This is a genomic window from Acidiphilium sp. MT5, from assembly GCF_054767495.1.
In genome coordinates this window covers 247,255-269,526 of record NZ_BAABMR010000001.1, presented here as the reverse complement: position 1 = coordinate 269,526, position 22,272 = coordinate 247,255, and the positions used below count along the sequence as shown (strand labels likewise).

The following is a 22,272-nucleotide window of genomic DNA, read 5'->3' as shown; positions in this document are numbered from 1 at the left end:
CCCCGATTATCCGAGCGGTGCGCCGGATACCGCTTGCACATCCGCGCGCGACAGGCCCGGCGCACACTCACGCAGCACAAATCCGCTTGGTGTAATGTCGATCACGGCCAAATCGGTATAAACCCGCGTCACCGACCCGCGTGCTGTCAGCGGATAGCTGCATCGTTCGACCAGTTTGGCGACGCCATTTTTCGCGACATGCTCCATCAGCACCCAAACCTGCTTGGCACCCGCACCCAAATCCATCGCCCCGCCGACCGCCGGCGCTTCACCAGCACGCCCGGTGGACCAGTTGGCAAAATCGCCATTGGCCGCCGCCTGGTAGCCGCCCAGCACGGCCAGATCGAGATGACGCCCACGGATCACCGCAAAACTATCCGCCTGACCCATCAAGGACGCACCAGGCCGCAGCGTAATGAGTTGCTTTCCCGCATTGATCATCCACGGGTCTTCCTCGCCCGGTTCTGGCGCCGGCCCCACACCCAGCACGCCGTTTTCCGAATGGAAAATCACCTCGCGATCCAGCGGCACGTAATTCGCCACCAACGTGGGCAAGCCAATGCCCAAATTGACCGCCCAGCCCTCCGGAATATCAGCCGCTAAACGGCGCGCCATGTCTGGCCGCGACCAGCCTTTAATCTCTGTCATGGCGCACTCCCTGCCACAAAAACCCGTTGCACGAAAAGCCCTGGCGTCATCACATGCTCAGGGTCCAGCGCGCCCAAAGGCCGTGCGTGATGCGCCGTCGCAATCGTGCAGCGGGCGGCGGCGGCCATGATCGGATTAAAATTCCGCCCGGTGCCCCGATAGGTCAAATTGCCCCAGCGATCCGCCTCCCACGCCTGCACTAACGCAAAATCAGCCTCCAACGCATATTCCAGCACCGCTTCACGGCCATTGATGATCCGCGTCTCTTTGCCCTCGGCGAGCGCGGTGCCCGCCGCCGTCGGCGTGTAAAAAGCCGGCACGCCAACGCCAGCGGCACGGATCCGTTCGGCCAATGTGCCTTGTGGCACGATTTCCAGCTCAATTTTGCCTGCCGCTAACAATTCATCAAACGCGGTTTTTCCCGTTGCCCGTGGATAAGAGCAAATGACTTTGGCAATCGCCCCTTGCTCGATCAGCTTTGGCAAGCCGCCAAAATCACCGCCCGCGTTATTGGCAATCACCACCAAATCGCGCAAGCCGCGCGCGATCAACCCATCCACCAGAATATCAGGCTGCCCCACGGTGCCAAAGCCGCCAATCATCAAGGTTGCTCCGTTGCCAATCCCGTCCAACGCCGCTGCAACCGATGGCACGAATTTATCGATCATGGGACCGCCCCGATCGGTAGACCAACATAATTTTCAATCAGCGCGGTGCGACCCGTTGGCGTGTTCACATAATAATCCAGCTCAGCGCGTTGGATGCGCCGATCAAACGCCGAATGATCGTCAAACCGATGAAGCAGCGAGGTCATCAGCCAGGAAAATCGTTCAATTTTCCAAATGCGCGCGAGACAGGTCTCGGTATAACCGCGCAGCTTCTCAGGGTCATTGTCCAAGAACTGCGCCATGATTGCGCGGGCCAAAATGACTGCATCAGCGACGGCGGCATTCAACCCCTTGGCGCCGGTGGGCGGCACAATATGGGCAGCATCACCCGCTAGAAATAATCGGCCTGATTGCATCGGCTCGGCAACATAAGAGCGCATCGGCGTGATATTCTTTTGGAAAATCGCCCCCGTATTCAGCGAAAATCCAGGATGCGCTAACCGTATCGATAATTCGTCCCAGATCCGACTATCAGGCCACTCGGCCAAATCGGTATCCAGCGGACATTGTAGATAAAGCCTGCTCACACTGGATGATCGCATTGATAACAGCGCAAACCCCCGATCGTGATTGGCATAGATTAATTCATCCAACGAGGGTGGCGCCTCTGCCAAAATACCGAGCCAGCCAAACGGATATTCCCGATCATACTCGCGCACCAAATTGACCGGCAGGGTTGCGCGACCAATGCCATGAAAGCCATCGCACGCCGCGATAATCGCGCAATCAAGCGCCCGCGATTCGCCCTGATGGGTAAAGCAAACGCGCGGATTGCTCCCGTTGAAATCCTCGATCGCGGTGACCTCCGCTTCAAAGATAATCTCGCCTCCCGCCGCCAAGCGCGCCGCGATCAGGTCACGCACCACCTCATGCTGACTATAGAGCATTACATGCTTGCCCAAACTCGCGAAATTCAAGCGATGTAACGCCCCATCGACCAAGATATTGGTCCCGTCATGACGAAACCCAACCTCATCCATTCGCCCACCCACACCGGTTTCGCGCAGCAATGCCGCAACCTCATGCTCTAAAATGCCGGCCCGGATCCGGTTTTCCACATAAGAGCGGCTATGGCGCTCGATAATCACCGTCTCAATGCCCGCACGTGTTAGCAAATGTGCCAGCATCAACCCGGCTGGCCCCGCCCCGATCACCGCAACCTTGGTTCGCGCGCTCATGGCATCACCAACAGATTTTTTACGCGCACCCCCATCGCACGGTGAGGCGCTGCCCGATTGAACGGTGAAGCAAAGTACCCCAAAGGTTCGATGCCAACATATATCACTGCGGTTAGTACCATTGTTCGTCCCTGATCAGACAATTGCCAAAAACTGAGTATGCGCCGCATCTACCCATCGTAAACTTGTTCGATTTACCATGATCATTGCTATGCATGGCGATCTGACTGAACAATGCTCGGTGCCGTCATGCTGCCAGCGAACCCAGGCCCAATCACCAAGCGATACCCGACAGGGAGCAGTCGCCAGCCGAGCCGTGCCTCTAATGCGCCCCAAATGCCGCGCGGTGCCAATAATGCAAAACCCACCGAGGCCGCACCCAAGCCGATCAAATACCAAACACCTGTGGCCCCGAAGATGGTCTCCAGTGCAAAAAACAAGACGGCGCCAAGAATAGGCCCCTCAAACGTGCCAATGCCGCCAACCAGCACCATAAAAATCATATAAGCGGTCCATTGCACACCGAAATACGTGCCTGGTTGAAACGTGATCGAAGCGGCAAGCCAGAGTGCCCCGGCCATGCCAGCGCCAAAGCCGGCAAACACAAAAACCAACCGCTTGGTCGGCGCGACCGCAACACCGATTGAACGTGCTGCCTCTTCATCATCACGGATTGCTTGCATCGCCGCCCCTTGGCGACTGCGCAGCAGCCAAAACAAAACGCCCAATAATCCCAGAAGCACGGCCAAGCTGAGCCAATAGGTATCAGCACGCCGCGATGCGGGAGCAAAATGATTAAGCGCCAGCAGCGATGTGCCGGTCGACCCCTGGATCAATGGATCAAGACTGACCAATTGCTGGATCAGCGTGGCTAACACCCACATGCCAATCGCAAATTCGCCACCGCGCAACTGTAACATAAACAAAGAGGCCAACCACGCCGCCGCCGCCCCCGCACCACCACCGAGCGGCAGAGCCAGATAAACTGGCACACCGTAATAGGATAATCTGATGGCTGCATAAGCCCCAATCCCAAAAAATGCTTGTTGCCCGACGGAGACCAATCCACCGTATCCCGCCAACGCATTCCAGGAAATCGCCAAAATGATATAGATGAACAGCACAATCAGATGATCGAGATTATTCGCCGACATCAGGAACGGACCACCAGCGAGCCCGACGACCAGACATGCCGCGATCATCAGGATGATCCGGGTTCGCGACGTCCCGCGTTCCACCATGTAATTTCGGATCATGTCGATCATGCCGGTTGCCGCACGCGTTGGCGCAAATAATCGCCAAGCCGGAAGCCGCCCATACGCATCCTGACCAACAGCACCAGCAAAAACACCAAATGCCCGCCAATTTGCGACAAATGAGGATTGATCGTGGCACCGATATTTTGCGCGATACCCAGCACAATGCCACCGATCAACGTGCCCCAGAGCGAGCCGGTTCCCCCAATCACCACCGCTTCGAACGCATAAATCAACTGCGCACCGCCGGCATAAGGCTCAAAGCTCGAACGCATGCCGAGCGCAGCACCCGCAACGCCGACCATGATCATCGCTATCGCACTGGCCACCACGCGCACCCGGCGCGGATCGATCCCGGAGAGAGAGGCAGCCTCAGCATCAATCGCGGTCGCACGGATCATCCGGCCCAATTGGCTGCGGGTCAGCAACAGATGCATCCCACCCAGCAAGGTCAGCGCCGTGGCAAATATCAAGGCATCGAGCTGGCTGATATCAATCGAGCGCCCGATCGCCCAGCTTCCATAGGATAGGCTACCAATATCAGGCGCAAACGATTGCGTATTAGCACCGAATATGGCGAACATGATATTATCGAGCAGCAGCGAAACACCAAAAGTGGCGAGCAAAGGAATCAAAGCGCCGCCGCGTAAACTCCGCTCCAGAATGCCGAGTTGAAACACGATGCCAATCAGGGCCATCATCGGCAGCATCAGAAAAAGTCCCACGAACGGTGACAGGCCAAGCCAATGATCGATCACCAGTAGCAAAAATGCCGCCAGCACCGCGAGGCTGCCATGAGCCAGATTGATCACCCGCATCACACCGAACAAAAACGACAGCCCAGCCGCCATCAGCGCGTAATAGCCGCCCAGCAAAATGCCCTGGAGAATTTGATTGATCCAGATCATGCGGCTTGCCGGCTCAATCCGAAATACGCCGCCGTGACCGCCTCGCGCGTGAGGCTTGCCGATGGTCCTTGCAACAGGATTTGTCCTTCTAACATACAAATCAACCGATGGGCGGTTGCCATCGCGCGGCGCAAATCCTGCTCGACCAAAATAATTGCCATGCCCGCCTCGATCAGGCGTGGTAAAACGGCGTAAACGCCCTCAACTGCAATCGGTGACAGGCCCAACGATAATTCATCAAGCAGCAAGAGCCGAGGATTAGTCATCAACGCTCGGCCGATTGCGGTTGCTTGCTGCTGGCCACCGGAGATTTGGCCCGCCCGCCTTGTCAGGATCGATTTGAGTTGTGGCAAGGCATCGAGCACTGACGCCAAATCCCAATCGCCGGTTCGCTTGGCCGCGCGGGCTATTTGCAAATTCTCCAGCACCGTCATGTCGGTAAAGAGCCGCCGCCCCTCCGGCACCAGCGCAATCCCCTGCGCTGTTCGGCGATGCGCGGGCAGCCCCGAAATGTCTGCCCCGGCGAAGCGGATCTGCCCTTGGCTAGGCCGATGCGACCCTGCCAAGCAGCGGAGCAGCGTAGTTTTTCCCGCGCCATTCGCACCCACTAATGCCAAAACGTCGCCAGAATCCAGCGTAAATGAGATATTCTGACACGCAACGAGCAGACCATGACCCGCCGTAAGACCCGCAACCTCCAGCAAGCTCATACCACGCCACCGCCAAGATACGCGCTGATCACTGCCTGATTTTCTAACACTGCGCTGGGCGGGCCATCGGCGATGATGCGGCCCGCATCCATGCAAATCAACCGATCAACCACCTGCACCAGAATATGCACAATATGCTCAATCCACACGATGGCGATCCCACGTTGACGCAATTGCTGAATAATCAGCACCAGCGCTTCAGCTTCGCCATCGGTCAAACCCCCGCCAATTTCATCAAGGAGCAAAATAGCGGGCTTGGTGGCAAGCGCGCGGGCCAATTCCAGCCGCTTGCGATCAAGCAGTCCGAGCGTCTCGGCGCGGCGATTGGCGTGCTCAATGATGCCGCAGGCCTGCAAGGCCTCCACCCCGCGCTGATAGGCATCCTCACCCTGCGCTTGGCCGCCTTGCTGAGCGGCAACCAAGACATTTTCAAACACGGTCATGCCAATGAACGGTCGGGGCACCTGATGCGAACGGCCAATACCTAAACGGCACCGCGCCGCCGCATCGTGCGCTTTGATATCGGTCTCCCGATAAGAAATCTGCCCGGCGGAGGGTTGCATCGCGCCGGACAGCAGATTCAGCAACGTGGTTTTCCCAGCCCCATTAGGCCCGACAATACCAACCGCTTCAGCTGCGCCTAACCGAAAATCGACGCCATCGATCACGGTGAGCGAGCCGAATTGCTTGGAAAGCGCACGGGCCTCAAGCACCCTAGGCCATCCGATACGGCAATAATTTGGCTTGCACCGGCACTTTGCGATCCTCGGCATTCTCGATGGTGTGGTAATCGAGCTTGTATTTGCTCCCCGGTTTGGCTTTGACCCATTGCGCGCCGATCAAAATGGTGGTCGCCACATGCGGCACGGGCCCCGTGGTAAAATCCACCAACCCAACCGTGGTGGTGGTTTTCAGCTTGCCCATGGCGACGGCTAACGCAACTTTATTGGTTGGGGTGCCACTGGCCTTGAGCGCCGCGATCCCGACATCGATCAATGACATTGAAGCGCCGAGCTGTTGCTGCCATTGATGGCCTGAATGCTTCTCGTAAGCTGCCGCGAGCTGGGCGGAGGTTAAACCCGAAACCGGCGAGCCATACGGAAATACCGGATGCCAATACGCGGCCGCCGCAATCCGATAACCCAGCGGTCCCAGCACTTCAATTTGCGAGGGGAATAGGCCGGTTTTGGCAACTTCGACAATTTTCATCTGCCGCGTCAGGCCCTGCTGCGCCGCCTGGCGCCAGAACCGGGTGAAATCTGGCGGGATTGGAAAGGTCGTTAGAATTTCGCATTTTTCACGCTTGAAATGCGCGATCTGTGCTGAAAAATCAGTCGCCCCATCCTCATAGCCACCCGGATCGATCACATCGAACCCGGCCTTGCGCAGGATCGGATATAAATGCTGCCGCACCGCGTTGCCATCGGCATCGTTCGGCGCCAGCCCTGCAACCTTGCGGTTGGTCTTCACATCGCTGTTCCAGGAAGACAAATAGGTTTGAGCAAACTGCTCGACGCCGAAACAGAAATGATAGCTCCATTTGAACGGGCAAGGTTGGCCGGGCTTCGCACCACGGCCAAAATACCACGATTCCCACGGTTCAATTGTCGAAAGACACGGCATGCCTGCCGCTTCGCACGCATCGGCAACAGGATTGACCACTTCGGGCGTTGACGTGGTCAACATCATGTCGATCTTCTCGCCATTGATCAGATCCTTGGCCAACTGGCTGGCCCGCGTTGGGTCGGACTGGGTATCGCGATCGAGCAACACCACCTCATACGTATCGCCACCAATTGTTAGTCCCTTGGCGAGCGATTGCCGTGCCAGATTGAGCACGAACGGATCGGCCTCGCCGAAACCGGCTAGCGGCCCGGTGCGCGGGCTGATGAAGCCGATTTTGAGTTTTTTCTCGGCACCCGCCCAAGCCCGCCGAGCCGGTAACAGCCCACTGGCCGCGCCCATGCCGACGGCGCCAAGCCCGGTGGTCAGAATATGCCGGCGGCTCGAACCACCAGCGCCTGATTGATCGTTTGATTGTGTCATCAGCGCGTTCCTTCCCTGATTTCTCGATTATCGGCGTATCATGACGAATCTCTGCGTAAAAACCACATATTTTGCGCGACACCCACCATAAACACGTCGCAGCACCGCGTAACCACCTGAATATCACGACCGAACCGCCCCAATCGACGGATATCACGGCATCGGCAAATGTTCGGATCGCGAACATTAGTTTCTTGGACGCACAATTGATAAAACAACGGGTCGGCCTGTCAAGTGTTTTCTTTCGGCGAAAACCGGCTAAACAAACGCGTAATGGATGACACCGACGCGCCTGCCATTGAGCCAGCCGACCAATCCGACCGGCGCGATCAGGTCGAAAGCTTCGCGCGCGGGCTCGCGGTGCTGCGCGCGTTCGGCCCCGGTCGGCGCGCCCTCACCCTCACCGATATCGCCAAAATCACCGGCCAGCAGCGCTCAACATCGCGCCGGTTCCTGCTCACCCTCTGCGCGCACGGCTATGCGGTGCAGGAAGGCCGCTTGTTTTCCCTCACGCCGCGCGTGCTTGAGCTGGGCTATTCTTATTTATCGAGCCTTGGCTTTCCGGCGCTGATCCAGCCGCATCTCGCCGGGCTCACGCGCCTGCTGGGGGAGTCGAGTTCCGCCGCCGTGCTTGATGGCGCGGAAATCGTTTATATCGCCCGCTCTGCTGCGCCGCAGCGTTTAATGTCCGTGACACTCGGCGTCGGCAGCCGTCTGCCCGCCTATGCAACCTCCATGGGTCAAGCCCTGCTGGCGCAATTATCAGACGCCGCAATTAATAGCTATTTGGCAACAATAACAATTGAACGATTCACCGCCCGCACCGTGACCGATCCGGCATCACTGCAGGCAAAGCTGCGCGATATTCGCGAACAGGGCTTCGCAATTGCGGACCAAGAGCTCGAAGTGGGCCTGCGTTCGATTGCCATGGCCGTTGAAGCAAGCGGCACCGCGCCTGCATTTGCAATCAATGTTGCAACAAATGTTGCCCGCGTGACCCGCAGCGATATCGAACAACGCATTCTTCCCGCCCTCCGCACCGCCGCCGCCGCGTGCCATGAAACCGTGCAGATGATGCCATGATGCGCCGGTCACTGTTAGTGAAATCAGATAGAAATCCAAGGCAAATACAACACACGCCTCCATCAATGTCAGAACGCATTGCAGTCATCGGCCTTTATCGCTTTGACCTGCCCGCGTGCGCTGCTAGTGTTATTCGGTGACATCCTCAACCGCCATTTCGCGCAGCTTGCCGCTGCTGCTTGGCTTCCTGATCGCGATCGGGCCGGTGTCGGTTGATTTATATTTGCCCGCCTTCCCGACCATCGCCGCGCAATTTCACAGCCAAGCCACCCCCGGCATCACCCTCGCGGCCTATTTCGCGGGCCTAGCCGGCGGGCAGATCATGCAAGGTCCATTGTCAGACCGGATTGGTCGGCGCACCCCGATCCTGGCGGGGCTGACGCTGTATACAATCGCCTCCGCCGGGTGCGGCCTGTCCTGGAGCGGGGAGTCGTTGACATTTTGGCGATTGCTGGCCGGCTTTGGCGCTTCGGCCTCGGTGGTGATCCCGCGTGCCATGGTGCGCGATATCGCCGATGGTCCGGCGGCGGTGACCTTGTTCTCACGCCTGACGCTGGTGATGGGGGTAGCACCGGTGATTGCCCCGATGATTGGCAGTGCCGTGATTTCGCTGGTGTCTTGGCGGTGGATTTTCGGGCTCGCGACTTTGTATGGGCTGATTGCGATTGCGCTGTCGCTGCGGTTTCTGCCCGACACCTTGCCGCCCGCCCGGCGCAGCGTGATTGGCGTGCGCTCAATCCTGGTGCGCTATGTGGAAATTGGCTCTGAACGCAGTTTTCTCTCGCATGCGCTGGCCGGTAGTTTCGCGATGGCCGCCTTGTTTGCTTATCTCTCCGGCACGCCAGGGGTGTTTATTCAGGGCTTGCATTGGTCGCCCTTTGGCTATGCGGTGATGTTTGCCAGCAACGCGGCCTTGTATATCGCGATGAGCCAGGGCAACCCGCTGCTGGTGCGCCGGTTCGGCGTGCGGCCGGTGCTGTCGTTGGCGATCATGGCCTTGCTGGCCGGCACGCTGTTCTTGAACATTGCGGCTTGGCTCCAAGCAGGGCCGATCATTTTGCTGGCGGCGATTGCCTGCTGCCAGATCAGCCATGGCTGCACATTGCCCGATACGGTGGTGGGCGCGCTGTCGGCCCATCAGTCCCATGCCGGGTCGGCTTCCGCCCTGATGGGCACTATGCAATATGTCGCCGGTGCTGGCGCGGGGGCGGCTGTTGGCGCGATGAGTAACGGCACAGCCCAGCCAATGGCCTTGGTGATGTTGAGTGCGGCGGTTCTGGCCGCCATTTCGCTGATGTTTCGACCTGCAGGATCACAATGATGCGCCCGATTATCGGAATTCCCGCTTGCACCAAAATCATCGCCGAGCTGGCACAGCACGCGACCCCGGCGCGCTACAGCGCCGCGCTGATCGCCTGCGCCGATGCGGTTCCAGTGTTGATCCCGCCGGAGGGTGAGCGGATGATTGCGTTGCTGGATCGGCTGGATGGCATTTTGTTCAATGGCAGCCCCAGCAATGTCGAGCCGTCGCGCTATGGGGTCGCGGAGGATGCCACGCCGGAGGATCATGATCCGGCACGCGATGCGACCACCTTGCCGATGATCCGGGCGGCGCTGGAACGCGGCATGCCGATTTTGGGCATTTGCCGGGGCATGCAGGAGTTGAACGTCGCGCTGGGCGGGACATTATATCAGGAAGTTCACCATGTCGCCGGGCGCCTCGATCATCGGGCCGGCGCGGGGTCACGTGAGATGCGGTACGGCGCTAAGCATCCGGTTGCGCTGACGGGAAATCTGGCTGAAATCAGCGGAGCCGCGACGATTATGGTCAATTCGCTGCATGGCCAGGCGATTGATCGGCTGGCGCCGGGGTTGATTGTCGAGGCGATGGCGCCGGATGGAACCATTGAGGCGGTGCGGGTGGCCGAGGCGGCGGGTTTTGCGCTGGCCGTGCAATGGCACCCGGAATGGCGGGCGGCTGAATTTGCTGACCGGGCGCGGCTCTTCGCGGCGTTTGGCGATGCCTGCCGGGCGTATCGCGGCTCCTGACTTTTGCCCCGCGCGATGCTATATATCGGTAAATCCACTGAGGAGAGACATCATGGACGTGCAGACGATTGACGGCCAATATCAACAATTACAAGGCCAAGCGCAGCAGACTGTGCAGGAATTGAAGGATTTGGCGACCAAGCTGCAAGCCGCCGCGCAGGCGGGGAATCAGGATGCGCGCGAGTGGCTGCTTGACCTGAAATCGATCGCGCTGGCGATCCAGGCTGAGCAGAACCAAGTTTCGAATGTGTTTCAGGCGCTGCATAATTTTGTCGGCAACCAAGCGAGTTCGGTGCCGGCGACGCAGCCTTGGGGCCAGCCGCAGCCGCAACCATATCAGCAGCCCTACCCGCAGCAACAGCCTTATCCGCAGCAGGGCGGCGGGTTGCTGGGCGGGTTGATGAATTCCGGGTTTGGCCGGGCGATTGCCATGGGTGCCGGGTTCGGCATTGGCGACGATATCATCAATAGTATTTTCTGATCGCCGCCGATGAACTGGTTGACCGAGTTTGTGCGCCCGCGCGTGCGCACGCTGCTGGGCCGCAAGGAAGCGCCCGATAATCTCTGGCATCAATGCCCTGCATGCCAGCAGATGATTTTTCATCGGGAGTTGGAAGCGGGCAAGAAGGTTTGCCCGCATTGCGGCCATCACATGCGGGCGACGGCATTGGAGCGGCTCGGCTGGACGTTTGATGATGGGGTGTATGAGCGCATCGAGTTGCCGAAGGCGCCGGCGGATCCGCTCAAATTCCATGACAAAAAGCGCTATCCGGATCGGCTGGCGGATGCGCGCAAGAAGACCGGGCTTGATGATGCGGTGGTGGTGGGCCACGGCGCGGTGGGCGGGCATCGGGCAGTGGTGCTGGCGATGGATTTTCGCTTCATGGGCGGCTCGATGGGTGCTGCGATGGGCGAGGCGTTGCTGGCAGCGGCCCGGCTTGCGGTGTTGCAGCGGGCCGGGCTGATTGTGTTTGCGGCCTCGGGCGGGGCGCGGATGCAAGAGGGGCCGATTAGTTTGATGCAGATGCCGCGCACGACCATTGCGGTGCAAATGGTGCGCGAGGCGGGGCTGCCTTATATCATGGTGCTGACCGACCCGACGACGGGCGGGGTGACGGCCTCGTTCGCGATGCTGGGGGATATTCAAATTGCCGAGCCTGGCGCGTTGATTGGGTTTGCCGGGGCGCGGGTGATTGAAGAGACGATCCGCGAGAAGCTGCCGGAGGGGTTCCAGCGGGCTGAGTATTTGCTGGAGCATGGCATGCTGGACATGGTGGTGGCGCGCGGCGCGATGGGCGAGACGCTGGGGCGGTTGCTCGGGTTGTTGAAGGTCGCCAAGGTTGACGCACTCGCCGCATGAGTCGGATTGAGGCGCGGCTGGCGCGGCTGCATCGGCTTTATCCACGCTTGATCGATTTGAGTTTGGCGCGGCTGGAGCGGTTGCTCGCGGATTTGGGGCATCCGGAGCGGGGCTTGCCGCCGGTGATCCATGTCGCGGGGACCAATGGCAAGGGCAGTGTTTGCGCGTTCATCCGGGCGATGGCGGAGGCGGCGGGGCTGCGCGTGCATGTGTATAGCTCGCCGCATTTGGTGCGGTTCAATGAGCGGATCCGGCTGGCGGGGTCATTGATTGAGGATGCGCGGCTCGATGCGGTGTTTGACGCGGTGGAGCGGGTGAATGGCGATGCGCCGATCACGGTGTTTGAGATGATTACGGCGGCGGCGTTTGTGGCGATGGCGGATGTGCCTGCGGATTTGGTGGTGCTGGAGGTGGGGCTGGGCGGGCGGCTTGATGCGACCAATGTGATTCCGGCGCCGAGAGTGGCGGCGATTACCTCGATTTCGATGGATCATCAGGATTTTTTGGGCGATTCGTTGGAGGGGATTGCGGCGGAGAAAGCGGGGATTATCAAGCCGGGTTGTGTGGCGGTGATGGGGGCGCAGCCGGCGGCGGTGGGCGCGAAAATTGCGGCGCGGGCGGCGGATTGTGGGGTTTTGCTCCGGGCGCGCGGGGTGGATTGGGATGTGGGGGAGAGTGGAGAAAAAATTTGGTATCGGGAGGGTGGCGAGCGGCTTGAATTACCGATGCCGGGGCTGGTGGGGGGGCATCAGTTGGATAATGCGGGGATTGCGATTGCGGCGTTGCGGGCGAGTGGGCTGGCGATGGATGCGGCGGCGGGGCTGCGGACGGTGGAGTGGCCGGGGCGGATGCAGCGTTTGGGCGGGGTTTATGCGGCGATGCTACCGGAAGGCTCGGAATTATGGCTCGATGGGGCGCATAATCCGGGGGGTGCGGAGGCGTTGGCGGCGATTTTGCGGGGGTGGGGCGGTGCGACGCATTTGATTGTGGGGATGAAGCAATCCAAGGATTGTGCTGAGTTTTTGCGGATTGTGATGCCGCATGCGGCGAGTGTGCAGGCGGTGGCGGAGCCGGGGCAGCATTTGGCTCTGCCGGTTGAGGAGATTATTGCGGCATCGGGCGGGGTGGCGGTGGCGGGACCGACAGTGGCGGCGGCGCTGGCGCGGCTGGCGGCGGATGGCGGAAAAAAGCGGGTGGTGATTTGCGGGAGTTTGTATCTGGCCGGGGTGATTTTAGCGGCAGGGTGATTTTTTTTGGGTATTTTGTTGCGATAGTAGAATGAATAGGCCGTGCGGCAAGGCGTTAGCGCCGTTCGGGAAAATTGGCGAAGTACCAGGTGGCGAGGGGTTGCGGGGTGAAGCGCGGGGGTGGCGTGGGCGGTGCTGGGCGGCGCAGGCGCGGCAGGAGGGAGCGGGATTTGGGACGTTTTGGGGTGGGCGGGGTTGGGTTTGGTGGACCGAAAGCGGGTTTGGGGCGGGGTTTTTGGGTGCGGCGGAGGGTGGGCGGGAGCGGGATGCCGAGCATGCGGCAGAGCGGGCGCAGGGGACGACCGAGGCCAGGGTTTTGCGCGAGAAGGTGCGAAATTTCGGGCGAGGTGATTTGGTGCTGAAGCTGCGAAGCGTAGCAGGAGATGAGGTGGGTATCGATCAGGCGGCGGAGCCAATTGGGGCTGCTGGGGAGGGTGTAGGGTGCGGGCGGTTTGGCGGGGTGGGCGGTGCGGGCGCGCGGATGGGTAAGGCGGGCGGGATGCGGGGCGCGGGCGGCGCGGGTGAGGAAATTGTTCGAGAGGCGGCGAATATAGGCAGCGATGAACCGGGGCAGTGGGCGCTCCAGCCCGGCAGCGTTGCCATAGCCGAGCACGGTTTTGATCAGCACATCGATGATGCGGCTGAAAAGCTCCAGTGCGGTGGGTTGGCCCGTGGGTTGGTCCGTGGGTTGGGCGGTGGGTTGGGTGGTGTTCACAGACGCCAAAAAGCACGAAACGGGGCAGGTGCGCAAGCATTTTGTTATTTTAGCTCCTTATTCGTTATTTTGAGTGGTGGCGTCTTGGTTGTCGGAAAATTTTACAGTTCGGGTGCGGCGTTTTGGTAATTAATTGATTTTTATTGATAAATTATTTTGGCACGAATTTTGCTAGATTTTCTTTGTGGTTTTATGCAGAGGAGCGTTTTGATGGGCTATTTGATTGAGCGAGCGGGCTTGCGGGTTGGGGCGGTGATGGCCCGGCTGGGTGCGGCGGTGTTTTTGATGATGGCGGGGCCGGTGGTTGCGCATGCGAATGCGCTGCATGGGTTTTGCTGGGGTTCGCAGACTTGTTCGGATAATGGGAAGAACACGCCGACATCGGTTAATCCGCCGCAATTTGGGTTTGTGACGTCGAACTCGACGTATCAGGGTAATTTGCTGCTGACGATTTTGGTGCCGGATGCTCAGCTTGGGACGGACCCGACGATTAATGAGTATCAGAGTGGTTCCTCAATCGGTAGTTTTTCAACGAGATTGGCGAGCAGCCAGGCTTGGTCGAAAGGTAGTTTGGGGCATTATCTTTTCCCGCAGCTTGGCAATTCGGTGAAGCCAAACAATCCGATTGGCGCGTTCACGGCGACGACCAATGGGTATTTTGTGTATATTGCTGCTTTTTATGGTCTGCAGCTTGAGGCCAAAGGCGGCAACAATCTGGATGGGCCGCTATTTGGGTTGAGTGGGGCACTGCCAACGGGCTCGTATATTCTTGGATTTTTGATCCAGGATGGCGGCATTACCGCGACGGCGAATAGCGGTGCGATTTACGAGACGGGCACGCCGGTTGTGCCGGTGCCGGAGCCGGGTTCGCTTTTGCTTCTGGGCACGGCGGTCGTGGGACTAGGGCTATTGATGCGCCGCCGCCGCTGAACAAGCGGCGGGGCGGAGAGAAAAACCGGCTTGGGCGGGGTGCCTGGGCCGGTTTTTTTGTTGGGGGGATAAGGCACAGTTCGCGGCGCCCACACCGAACTATTTCCGATATTGCCGCCGACCGCGTGTGAAAAAAATATCACAGATTATACAACGTTTTATGCGGACCATAATCGGTCGACGCGCCCCGCCAGCGCAGCCCGTTGCGCAGAACAAAGATGATCCCGCTGATCACCCTCCGATCATCAACCTGCGCAACCCCCATGCGGCAGCGGAAAATACGGCTTGATCCGACGCATTTGGCTCTGCGTCAACCAAAACAAATCGCTCATGGCAGGCACCTCCCGCCATCTTCAGGGTCACAGCCAGAAGCGTCGATGCAAGAATCTTAGTGGGTCCTTACCGTATTTGTTGATACCTTCGCAGCACACCTTCGGCGACCCACATTCGACTCAATTCCAAACAAACTGTTCACTACAAATAAATTACCTGCATGAGAGTCGTGTAATAAAGAGGGATGTTGAAAACGATCAAACGTATTCAATTTCGTTTTTGCAGACCGAATTTCTGAGAATTGATGTGGCGTCATGTCATAATATTGGTAAATGCGAACAATGAATGTATGATTGTGGAATTTGCCTAAAACGAATTCGTGCTTGGTGTCAAAGGCATGCTTGTTGTTGTCCCACGCGTTTAACTGGATCGCCCAATATCGATGATGATGCCAGGACCCGTTTGGACCGTAGAAATTTGGTGAGTAAAAAAAGTCGGTTAGTGGGTTATGCAAAGGCGTAAACGTCACGCGCACCAAGATCAGTCCAACGGGTAGCCCCATTGTATGGTATGATGCGCCATTTGCGTGCCGGATCGCACGCATCAGTTGAGGATATAGTGGTTCAGTATTCGAAAACGGAGACAAAAATTGAGGCCTCGAAAATATCGCCACTCGGTGCTTCGCGCCAATCATTGTAACGCCGCGTTGATCAACACAAGCGCCCGAGAAAGAATATGGGTGCATCGCACTTGTGCCCATTACGAGAAGGCGCTTTTTGCCAACGAAATACCGATGCCAGAACGATTTCAATATCGGTGTTATTGTATCGGGTTGTGCTGCGCTTGCGGTGTTGCTCCCCGCGATAGATAACACTGCGATCATTGCGGCAACGAGCGAATAGAATCTATGCATAAGCCATAAGCGCCGCTTGCGCGCGTCGCCAAACGGACATCGGAAGATGACTGGCATGATGTTACTTGAAGGCAATAATAAAATTCTTACCACCACATTAATCACCAATCCAGTCAAATGAAGCGGGCGCTGCGAGCAAGTCGTCGTCGGATTCAGCGCGGCTAGTCAAATCAAAATAAAGTGATATCAGGCGATCCTGATGGGGTGGTGCCTCGGATTGTGTGGAAATTACCTTGTGCCGCGTCTCCTGTTTGGGGGCAAGACGAGGTCAGGCCACGGGATTAAGATACATTGCGGCGGGTGGCTCTCCGAGGCTTCGCAACCGTCGACTTTGCGCATGGCGTGGTCATCCCAGGGCCGTGTATCATACCAACTGCACTTGCCGTGTTTGGTCATAAAATAAAAGGTCGAATAAAGCCGCTTGGTGCCAACCAATTCGCCGGTGTTCGGATCGGTGCGAGCCGGTAGCCCGCCTCCGCCAGATTCTCCGACGGTCGCTACGGTAGGCTACTTATCCACAGCTCCTGAACCACTAAGTGGGACACGACCCTTGTTATATTACCGTTCCCGGCAAACGCTCATTCAAATTTTGTCACACCGTGACAACTTTACCGATGCCAATGCTGACCGGTGCACCTCTCACCCTGCGCGCCGCAGAGGCGCGGTTATGGACGGGCGGAGAGAAATGGTGGAAGGGGTTGGATTCGAACCAACGTAGGCGTGCGCCAGCGGATTTACAGTCCGCCCCCTTTAGCCACTCGGGCACCCTTCCGTTGCCCGTATTCTGGGATTTGGGGTGCGTTGTCAACGGTGGGTGGGGCGGGGTAGAGACGCGCATGGAACAGACGCGGATGGAACATCGGACAGCAGGACGGCCAGGGGAGCGCTCGGGCGGAAACTCGGGCGGGCGCTCGGGGGGAAACTCGGGTGGAAACTCGGGTGGACACGCGAGCGGAAAATCGGATGGGCGACCGGGTGGGAAGCGGGATGGTGGATCGCGGGATGGCGGGCGGCATGATGGTGGGCGGCGTGGCGGCGGCGGGGGCGGAGCAGAATTATGGATTTATGGGGTGCATCCGGTGGCGGCGGCGTTGGGCAATCCGGCGCGGCGGGTGCGGCGGTTGGTGCTGACGGCGGAGGCTGAGGCGGTGCTGGAGGGGCTGGTGGCGAAGCCTTGGGCGGTGCCGGCGGAGCGGGTTGAGCGGGACCGGCTGGATGGATTGTTGGGCCGGGGGGTGGTGCATCAGGGGATGGCGTTGCAGGCTGATCCGTTGGTGCCGCCGAGTTTGACGGAGGCGTTGAAGCGTCCTGGCCCGGTGTTGGTGCTCGATCAGATTACCGATCCGCGCAATGTGGGGGCGATTTTGCGCTCGGCGCAGGCGTTTGGCGCGGCGGCGGTGATTGCGCAGGAGCGGCATGCGCCGGAGGAGGGTGGTGCGTTGGCGAAGGCGGCGTCTGGCGCGTTGGAGCGGATTCCGTTGTTGCGCACGGTGAATATTGCGCGGGCGCTGATTGTGCTGAAGGCGGCGGATTTATGGGTGATGGGGTTGGATGCGCGGGCTGGGACATTGTTGGATGCCGGGGCGCTGGGCGGGCGGCGGGCGGCTTTGGTGCTCGGCTCGGAGGATGAGGGATTGCGGCGGCTGACGCGCGAGACGTGCGATGAGCTGGTTTCGCTGCGGATGGCGGGGGGGATGGAGAGTTTGAACGTGTCGGCAGCGGCTTCGGTGGCGCTGTATGAGGTGTGCCGGCGGTAAAAAAACGCCGGAGCGCGAGGCTCCGACGTTGGTGAAAAGAAGCCGGAGCGCGAGGCGCTCCGTGGGCGCAAAAAAAAAGCCGGAGCGCGAGGCTCCGGCGGGTTTAAAGGTTCGGCGCGAGACTTACGCGCAGGCGGCGACGGCGCGGCGGGCGATGACGCCGACGAGGTGGGCGCGGTAGGCGGCGCTGGCGTGCATGTCGCTATTCATGTTTTGCTCCGGCGTGGTGATGCCTTCGAGGGAAGCCGGAGAAAATGATTTGTCGAGGGCGGCTTCCATTTCGGTGTGGCGGAAGACGCCTTGATTGCCAGCACCGGTGACGGCGACGCGCGCGCCGTGGGCGGTTTGGGCGACGAACACGCCGACCGTGGCGTAGCGTGACGCGGGGTTGGGGAATTTTTCGTAGGCGGCTTTGTGGGGGATGGGGAAGGCGATTTCGGTGATGATTTCATCTTGGTCGAGGGCGGTTTCGAACATGCCCTTGAAGAATTCATCGGCGGTGAGGCTGCGTTTGTTGGTTTTGATGGTGGCGCCGAGGGCGAGCACGGCGGAGGGGTAGCAGGCCGACGGGTCGTTATTGGCGAGGGAGCCGCCGATGGTGCCGCGATAGCGGACTTGGCGATCGCCGATATGGCCGGCGAGATGGGCCAGGGCTGGGATGGTTTTGGCGACGACGGGCGAGGTTGCGACTTCGCGATGGGTGGTCATGGCTTTGATGGTGAGGGTGTTGCCCTCGTGGCTGATGCCGGTGAGGCCGAGGCCGGACAGATCGACCACGGCGCTGGGCTGGGCGAGGCGCTGTTTGAGCACCGGGATAAAGGTCATGCCGCCGGCGAGGGCTTTGGCGTTGTCATGGGCGAGGGCCTTGGCGGCATCGGCCAGGGCGGTGGGTTTGTGATATTCGAAATCATACATGGGGTTTTTCTCCGTTACTCGGCGGCCATGCGCGGGGTGGCATGGTGGATGATGGACCAGATTTTCTGCGCGGTGGCTGGCATGTCGATATGGGTGACGCCGTAATCGCGCAGGGCATCGACGACGGCGTTGATGACGGCGGGCGGGCTGCCGATGGCGCCGACTTCGCCGACGCCTTTCGCGCCGAGCGGGTTGTGGGTACACATGGTGGATTCGGTGCCGACCACGAAATTGGGCAGGTTATCGGCGCGGGGCATGGTGTAATCCATGAGCGAGCCGGAGAGAAGCTGGCCTTCGGGGTCGTAGATGGCTTGTTCGAGCAGGGCTTGGCCGATGCCTTGGGCGACGCCGCCATGGACTTGGCCGTGGACGATCATGGGGTTGATGACGCGACCGATGTCATCGACGGCGGTGAAGTTGGCCAGATGAACGGTGCCGGTTTCGGGATCGATCTCGACTTCGCAGATATGGCAACCGCCGGGGAAGGTGAAGTTTTTCGGGTCGTAGAAGGCGGTTTCATCGAGGCCGGGTTCGACTTCGTCGATCGGGTAATTATGGGGGACGTAGGCGCTGAAGGCGATTTCGCCGAAGGCTTTGGATTTGTCGGTGCCGGCGACGGTGAATTTGCCGTCTTTGAATTCGATGTCGTCGGCGGAGGCTTCCATCAGGTGGGCGGCGATTTTTTTGCCTTTGGCGATGATTTTATCCATGGCTTTGACCATGGCGGAGCCGCCGACCGAGAGGGAGCGGCTGCCATAGGTGCCCATGCCGAAGGGGATTTTGGCGGTATCGCCATGGACCACTTCGACGCTTTCGAAGGGGACGCCGAGTTGATCGGCGACGAGCTGGGCGAAGGTGGTTTCGTGGCCTTGGCCGTGGCTGTGGGTGCCGGTGAACACGGTGATCGAGCCGGTGGGGTGAACGCGGACATTGGCGACTTCGTAGAGGCCGGCGCGGGCACCGAGGGCGCCAGCGACGGCGGAGGGCGCGATGCCGCAGGCTTCGAGATAGGTTGACATGCCGATGCCGCGCAATTTGCCCCGCGCTTTGGCTTGGGCGCGGCGGGCCTCGAAGCCGGACCAGTCGGCCAGTTCCATGCAGCGGGCGAGGGTGGCTTCGTGGTTGCCGCTATCATACATCAGGGCGACTGGGGTTTGGTAGGGGTAGGCATCGATCGGGATGAAGTTGCGGCGGCGGATGGCGACGCGGTCCATGCCCATGGTGTGGGCGGCGATGTCGACCAGGCGTTCGAGCAGGAAGGTGGTTTCGGGGCGACCGGCGCCGCGATAGGCATCGACCGGGACGGTGTTGGTGAAGATGGCTTTCACCTCGGAGTAGATGACCGGGGTGGTGTAGACGCCCGCGAGCAGGGTGGCGCTGAGATAGGTGGGCACCGAGGGGGCGAAGGTGGAGAGATAGGCGCCCATGTTAGCGTAAGTGTTGACGCGCAGGGCGAGGAATTTGCCGTCTTCGGCGAGGGCGAGTTCGGCGTGGCTGACATGGTCGCGGCCATGGGCGTCGGTGATGAAGGCTTCGCCGCGTTCGCAGGTCCATTTCACCGGACGGTGGATTTTTGAGGCGGCCCAGGTGACGGCGGCTTCTTCGATATAATGGAAGATTTTGGCGCCGAAGCCGCCGCCGACATCCGGGGCGACGACGCGCAGTTTGTGTTCGGGGACGTGGAGCACGAAGGCGCCCATCAGCAGGCGGATGACGTGCGGGTTTTGGCTGGTGGTGTGCAGCGTATATTCGCCGGAGGAGACGTCATACTCGCCGATGGCGGCGCGCGGTTCCATCGGGTTGGGGATCAGGCGGTTATTGGTCAGGTCGATTTTGGCGATTTTATAGGCTTGTTTGAAGGCGGCCTCGACGGCTTCTTTGTCGCCCAGATGCCAATCATAGCAGACATTGCCTTTGGCGTCGTCATGCACCAAGGGCGCGCCTTGGGCGATGGCGGCGCGCAGGGTGGAGACGGCGGGGAGGGTTTCGATGTCGATGACCAGGGCTTCGGCGGCGTCTTTGGCTTGTTGTTTGGTCTCGGCGATCACCATGACGATGGCATCGCCGACATAGCGGACTTTGCCTTGGGCGAGCACCGGATGCGGCGGCTCGACCATCGGGCTGCCGTCTTTGCTGTGGACCTGCCAGCCGCAGGGGACGCCGCCGATATTATCGGCTGCGAGATCAGCGCCGGTGAAGATGGCGATCACGCCGGGCATGGCGGCGGCGGCTTTGGTGTCGATGGATTTGATCACGCCATGGGCGACGTCGGAGCGTTTGAAATAGGCGTGGGTTTGATGGGGGCGGTTGAGATCATCGGTGTAGCGGCCATTGCCGGAGAGGAAGCGATGATCTTCGGTGCGCTTGGGGGAATCGCCGATTCCGCCTTTGATGATGTCGTTCATTGATCATTTCCCAAATTTTCGCGCTGACGGGACCATACCCAGGCGCGTATCATTTTTGTGCAGGAGGCAAGGTTACTCAGCCGCTTGGGGCATTTGCTTTTTGTGCATGATCGGCCACGCGGCGGCGATGGCTTTGACGATGTTATGATAGCCGGTGCAGCGGCAGATATTGCCTTCCAGGCCATCGCGGATTTGTTGTTCGGTGAGGCCTTCGGGGTGCGATTCGACCAGATCGATGGCGCTCATCACCATGCCGGGGGTGCAGAAGCCGCATTGCAGGCCGTGATGTTCGCGGAACATTTCCTGCATTGGGTGCAAGGTGCCATCGGCGGCGGCGAGGCCTTCGATGGTGGTGATGTGAGCGCCTTCGGCCTGGATGGCGAGCATGGTGCAGGATTTCACCGATTTGCCATCGACCGAGACGACGCAGGCGCCGCATTGGCTGGTATCGCAGCCGACATGGGTGCCGGTGAGATGCAGGTGATCGCGCAGCAATTCGACGAGCAAGGTGCGGCTTTCGACATGGGCGTGGGCCGGTTTGCCGTTCACTGTGAGTTTGATATGGGCCATTGGTTCCTCCGTTGACGATCGCGCGATTATGGGCATGCGCGATGACGCGCACGCTATCGGATTGGTCCGGCTTCGGTTAAGCCACGCCCTATGATGAGGAGAGGAATCGGTTTTGGTCAAGACGGTATGCATGATAATTCCGCGGGCGGGACGGGATTTTTGCCGGGGGCGCGCGTGAGCGGCCCGGAACGCCGCGATGTTTGATCCATTTGCGTTGGTGGTTGCGCGCCTGCCGGAGCGGCATCGGCCGGCGGGGGCGGAATTTTTGCGGTTCGGCACGGTGGGGGTGGGTGGATTTTGCGTGGATGTGGCGTGTGTGTATGCGCTGCGCGGGGCGCTCGGGCTGTATGGCGCGGGGATGGTGGCGTATTTTGTGGCGGCGAGTGCCAATTGGGCGCTGAACCGGATTTGGACGTTTCGGGGCCGGGCGGGCGCGGGGACAAAAGGCGCGCATGTTCAATGGTTGCGGTTTTTGGCGGTGAATTTGGTGGGATTTGCGCTCAACCGGGGCGTGTATTCGCTGTTGATCGCGACTGAGCCGTTGGCGCGGGCGGAGCCGGTGATTGCGGTGGCGGCGGGGGCGGGATCGGGGTTTTTGGTGAATTTTTTGCTTTCCAGAGCGATTGTGTTCCGATAAAGCA

The 22,272-nt window shown here is 59.8% G+C and carries 21 protein-coding genes, 1 tRNA gene and 1 pseudogene; 9 read left to right on the top strand and 14 right to left on the bottom strand.

Going from position 1 to position 22,272, the window contains the following annotated elements:
- Positions 1–6: 6 nt before the first annotated feature.
- The 8 genes from ACYUCQ_RS01270 to ACYUCQ_RS01235 form a co-directional block, all read right to left on the bottom strand.
- Positions 7–648 (bottom strand): 3-oxoacid CoA-transferase subunit B, encoded by a 642-nt coding sequence (locus tag ACYUCQ_RS01270; protein WP_460252680.1) that lies wholly within the window; start codon positions 646–648, stop codon positions 7–9.
- Positions 645–1,316 (bottom strand): 3-oxoacid CoA-transferase subunit A, encoded by a 672-nt coding sequence (locus tag ACYUCQ_RS01265; protein ID WP_460252679.1) that lies wholly within the window; start codon positions 1,314–1,316, stop codon positions 645–647. Before ACYUCQ_RS01265 ends, ACYUCQ_RS01270 begins: the two co-directional genes overlap by 4 nt.
- Complete coding sequence (locus ACYUCQ_RS01260; RefSeq protein ID WP_460252678.1) at positions 1,313–2,494, bottom strand: 4-hydroxybenzoate 3-monooxygenase; 1,182 nt, start codon at positions 2,492–2,494, stop codon at positions 1,313–1,315. The genes ACYUCQ_RS01265 and ACYUCQ_RS01260 overlap by 4 nt, the downstream gene beginning before the upstream one ends.
- A 209-nt stretch (positions 2,495–2,703) precedes the next feature.
- Positions 2,704–3,750, bottom strand: a complete 1,047-nt coding sequence (locus tag ACYUCQ_RS01255) for a branched-chain amino acid ABC transporter permease (protein WP_460252677.1) — start codon at positions 3,748–3,750, stop codon at positions 2,704–2,706.
- 5 nt (positions 3,751–3,755) lie between these two features.
- Positions 3,756–4,658 (bottom strand): branched-chain amino acid ABC transporter permease, encoded by a 903-nt coding sequence (locus ACYUCQ_RS01250; RefSeq protein ID WP_460252676.1) that lies wholly within the window; start codon positions 4,656–4,658, stop codon positions 3,756–3,758.
- Entirely contained in the window at positions 4,655–5,368 is a 714-nt protein-coding gene (locus ACYUCQ_RS01245) for an ABC transporter ATP-binding protein (protein ID WP_460252675.1), read from the bottom strand. Before ACYUCQ_RS01245 ends, ACYUCQ_RS01250 begins: the two co-directional genes overlap by 4 nt.
- Positions 5,365–6,081, bottom strand: a complete 717-nt coding sequence (locus ACYUCQ_RS01240; protein ID WP_460252674.1) for an ABC transporter ATP-binding protein — start codon at positions 6,079–6,081, stop codon at positions 5,365–5,367. Before ACYUCQ_RS01240 ends, ACYUCQ_RS01245 begins: the two co-directional genes overlap by 4 nt.
- Position 6,082: 1 nt before the next feature.
- On the bottom strand, positions 6,083–7,414 hold the full coding sequence (locus ACYUCQ_RS01235) for an ABC transporter substrate-binding protein (RefSeq protein WP_460252673.1): 1,332 nt from the start codon (positions 7,412–7,414) through the stop codon (positions 6,083–6,085).
- A 273-nt stretch (positions 7,415–7,687) separates the two neighbouring features.
- On the opposite strand from ACYUCQ_RS01235, the gene ACYUCQ_RS01230 reads away from it, so the two are divergent.
- The 6 genes from ACYUCQ_RS01230 (at position 7,688) to ACYUCQ_RS01205 (ending at position 13,153) form a co-directional block, all read left to right on the top strand.
- Positions 7,688–8,497: an IclR family transcriptional regulator domain-containing protein gene (locus ACYUCQ_RS01230; protein ID WP_460252672.1), complete on the top strand. Its 810-nt coding sequence runs from the start codon at positions 7,688–7,690 to the stop codon at positions 8,495–8,497.
- Between the two features lie 136 nt (positions 8,498–8,633).
- Positions 8,634–9,818: a multidrug effflux MFS transporter gene (locus tag ACYUCQ_RS01225; RefSeq protein WP_460252671.1), complete on the top strand. Its 1,185-nt coding sequence runs from the start codon at positions 8,634–8,636 to the stop codon at positions 9,816–9,818.
- On the top strand, positions 9,818–10,546 hold the full coding sequence (locus ACYUCQ_RS01220) for a gamma-glutamyl-gamma-aminobutyrate hydrolase family protein (RefSeq protein ID WP_460252670.1): 729 nt from the start codon (positions 9,818–9,820) through the stop codon (positions 10,544–10,546). Before ACYUCQ_RS01225 ends, ACYUCQ_RS01220 begins: the two co-directional genes overlap by 1 nt.
- A 52-nt stretch (positions 10,547–10,598) precedes the next feature.
- A complete protein-coding gene (locus ACYUCQ_RS01215; protein WP_460252669.1) occupies positions 10,599–11,027 on the top strand; it encodes a hypothetical protein in 429 nt (142 codons plus the stop codon).
- 9 nt (positions 11,028–11,036) lie between these two features.
- Complete coding sequence (gene accD / locus ACYUCQ_RS01210; RefSeq protein ID WP_460252668.1) at positions 11,037–11,906, top strand: acetyl-CoA carboxylase, carboxyltransferase subunit beta; 870 nt, start codon at positions 11,037–11,039, stop codon at positions 11,904–11,906.
- Complete coding sequence (locus ACYUCQ_RS01205; protein ID WP_460252667.1) at positions 11,903–13,153, top strand: bifunctional folylpolyglutamate synthase/dihydrofolate synthase; 1,251 nt, start codon at positions 11,903–11,905, stop codon at positions 13,151–13,153. Before accD ends, ACYUCQ_RS01205 begins: the two co-directional genes overlap by 4 nt.
- A 55-nt stretch (positions 13,154–13,208) precedes the next feature.
- Here ACYUCQ_RS01205 and ACYUCQ_RS01200 read toward each other — a convergent pair whose 3' ends face one another.
- A complete protein-coding gene (locus ACYUCQ_RS01200; RefSeq protein ID WP_460252666.1) occupies positions 13,209–13,868 on the bottom strand; it encodes a hypothetical protein in 660 nt (219 codons plus the stop codon).
- A gap of 210 nt (positions 13,869–14,078) precedes the next feature.
- On the opposite strand from ACYUCQ_RS01200, the gene ACYUCQ_RS01195 reads away from it, so the two are divergent.
- Positions 14,079–14,798 carry a PEP-CTERM sorting domain-containing protein gene (locus tag ACYUCQ_RS01195; RefSeq protein ID WP_460252665.1) on the top strand — a complete coding sequence of 240 codons (720 nt, stop codon included), beginning with the start codon at positions 14,079–14,081 and terminating at the stop codon, positions 14,796–14,798.
- Between the two features lie 145 nt (positions 14,799–14,943).
- Here the strand turns inward: ACYUCQ_RS01195 and ACYUCQ_RS01190 are convergent.
- Positions 14,944–15,130: pseudogene (locus ACYUCQ_RS01190) on the bottom strand (transposase); the annotation flags it as partial.
- 1,540 nt (positions 15,131–16,670) lie between these two features.
- Positions 16,671–16,756: transfer RNA gene (locus tag ACYUCQ_RS01185), tRNA-Tyr, on the bottom strand.
- A gap of 79 nt (positions 16,757–16,835) precedes the next feature.
- Here ACYUCQ_RS01185 and ACYUCQ_RS01180 point away from each other — a divergent pair.
- A complete protein-coding gene (locus ACYUCQ_RS01180; RefSeq protein ID WP_460252664.1) occupies positions 16,836–17,741 on the top strand; it encodes a TrmH family RNA methyltransferase in 906 nt (301 codons plus the stop codon).
- Positions 17,742–17,864: 123 nt separating this feature from the next.
- On the opposite strand, the gene ACYUCQ_RS01175 is transcribed toward ACYUCQ_RS01180, so the two are convergent.
- The 3 genes from ACYUCQ_RS01175 to ACYUCQ_RS01165 all read right to left on the bottom strand — a co-directional run bounded on the left by ACYUCQ_RS01175 (position 17,865) and on the right by ACYUCQ_RS01165 (position 21,631).
- Positions 17,865–18,656 (bottom strand): FAD binding domain-containing protein, encoded by a 792-nt coding sequence (locus ACYUCQ_RS01175; protein ID WP_460252663.1) that lies wholly within the window; start codon positions 18,654–18,656, stop codon positions 17,865–17,867.
- A gap of 14 nt (positions 18,657–18,670) precedes the next feature.
- Complete coding sequence (locus ACYUCQ_RS01170; protein ID WP_460252662.1) at positions 18,671–21,061, bottom strand: xanthine dehydrogenase family protein molybdopterin-binding subunit; 2,391 nt, start codon at positions 21,059–21,061, stop codon at positions 18,671–18,673.
- Between the two features lie 72 nt (positions 21,062–21,133).
- Complete coding sequence (locus tag ACYUCQ_RS01165; RefSeq protein ID WP_460252661.1) at positions 21,134–21,631, bottom strand: (2Fe-2S)-binding protein; 498 nt, start codon at positions 21,629–21,631, stop codon at positions 21,134–21,136.
- 196 nt (positions 21,632–21,827) lie between these two features.
- On the opposite strand from ACYUCQ_RS01165, the gene ACYUCQ_RS01160 reads away from it, so the two are divergent.
- Positions 21,828–22,268, top strand: a complete 441-nt coding sequence (locus ACYUCQ_RS01160; protein WP_460252660.1) for a GtrA family protein — start codon at positions 21,828–21,830, stop codon at positions 22,266–22,268.
- The last annotated feature ends 4 nt before the right edge of the window (positions 22,269–22,272 follow it).

Excerpts from the sequence above, each read along its gene's own strand:
- ACYUCQ_RS01270 (WP_460252680.1), bottom strand. The coding sequence starts at position 648 with ATGACAGAGATTAAAGGCTGGTCGCGGCCAGACATGGCGCGCCGTTTA.
- ACYUCQ_RS01265 (WP_460252679.1), bottom strand. The coding sequence starts at position 1,316 with ATGATCGATAAATTCGTGCCATCGGTTGCAGCGGCGTTGGACGGGATT.
- ACYUCQ_RS01260 (WP_460252678.1), bottom strand. The coding sequence starts at position 2,494 with ATGAGCGCGCGAACCAAGGTTGCGGTGATCGGGGCGGGGCCAGCCGGG.
- ACYUCQ_RS01255 (WP_460252677.1), bottom strand. The coding sequence starts at position 3,750 with ATGATCCGAAATTACATGGTGGAACGCGGGACGTCGCGAACCCGGATC.
- ACYUCQ_RS01250 (WP_460252676.1), bottom strand. The coding sequence starts at position 4,658 with ATGATCTGGATCAATCAAATTCTCCAGGGCATTTTGCTGGGCGGCTAT.
- ACYUCQ_RS01245 (WP_460252675.1), bottom strand. The coding sequence starts at position 5,368 with ATGAGCTTGCTGGAGGTTGCGGGTCTTACGGCGGGTCATGGTCTGCTC.
- ACYUCQ_RS01235 (WP_460252673.1), bottom strand. The coding sequence starts at position 7,414 with ATGACACAATCAAACGATCAATCAGGCGCTGGTGGTTCGAGCCGCCGG.
- ACYUCQ_RS01230 (WP_460252672.1), top strand. The coding sequence starts at position 7,688 with ATGGATGACACCGACGCGCCTGCCATTGAGCCAGCCGACCAATCCGAC.
- ACYUCQ_RS01220 (WP_460252670.1), top strand. The coding sequence starts at position 9,818 with ATGCGCCCGATTATCGGAATTCCCGCTTGCACCAAAATCATCGCCGAG.
- ACYUCQ_RS01215 (WP_460252669.1), top strand. The coding sequence starts at position 10,599 with ATGGACGTGCAGACGATTGACGGCCAATATCAACAATTACAAGGCCAA.
- accD (WP_460252668.1), top strand. The coding sequence starts at position 11,037 with ATGAACTGGTTGACCGAGTTTGTGCGCCCGCGCGTGCGCACGCTGCTG.
- ACYUCQ_RS01205 (WP_460252667.1), top strand. The coding sequence starts at position 11,903 with ATGAGTCGGATTGAGGCGCGGCTGGCGCGGCTGCATCGGCTTTATCCA.
- ACYUCQ_RS01195 (WP_460252665.1), top strand. The coding sequence starts at position 14,079 with ATGGGCTATTTGATTGAGCGAGCGGGCTTGCGGGTTGGGGCGGTGATG.
- ACYUCQ_RS01180 (WP_460252664.1), top strand. The coding sequence starts at position 16,836 with ATGGAACATCGGACAGCAGGACGGCCAGGGGAGCGCTCGGGCGGAAAC.
- ACYUCQ_RS01175 (WP_460252663.1), bottom strand. The coding sequence starts at position 18,656 with ATGTATGATTTCGAATATCACAAACCCACCGCCCTGGCCGATGCCGCC.
- ACYUCQ_RS01170 (WP_460252662.1), bottom strand. The coding sequence starts at position 21,061 with ATGAACGACATCATCAAAGGCGGAATCGGCGATTCCCCCAAGCGCACC.
- ACYUCQ_RS01165 (WP_460252661.1), bottom strand. The coding sequence starts at position 21,631 with ATGGCCCATATCAAACTCACAGTGAACGGCAAACCGGCCCACGCCCAT.
- ACYUCQ_RS01160 (WP_460252660.1), top strand. The coding sequence starts at position 21,828 with ATGTTTGATCCATTTGCGTTGGTGGTTGCGCGCCTGCCGGAGCGGCAT.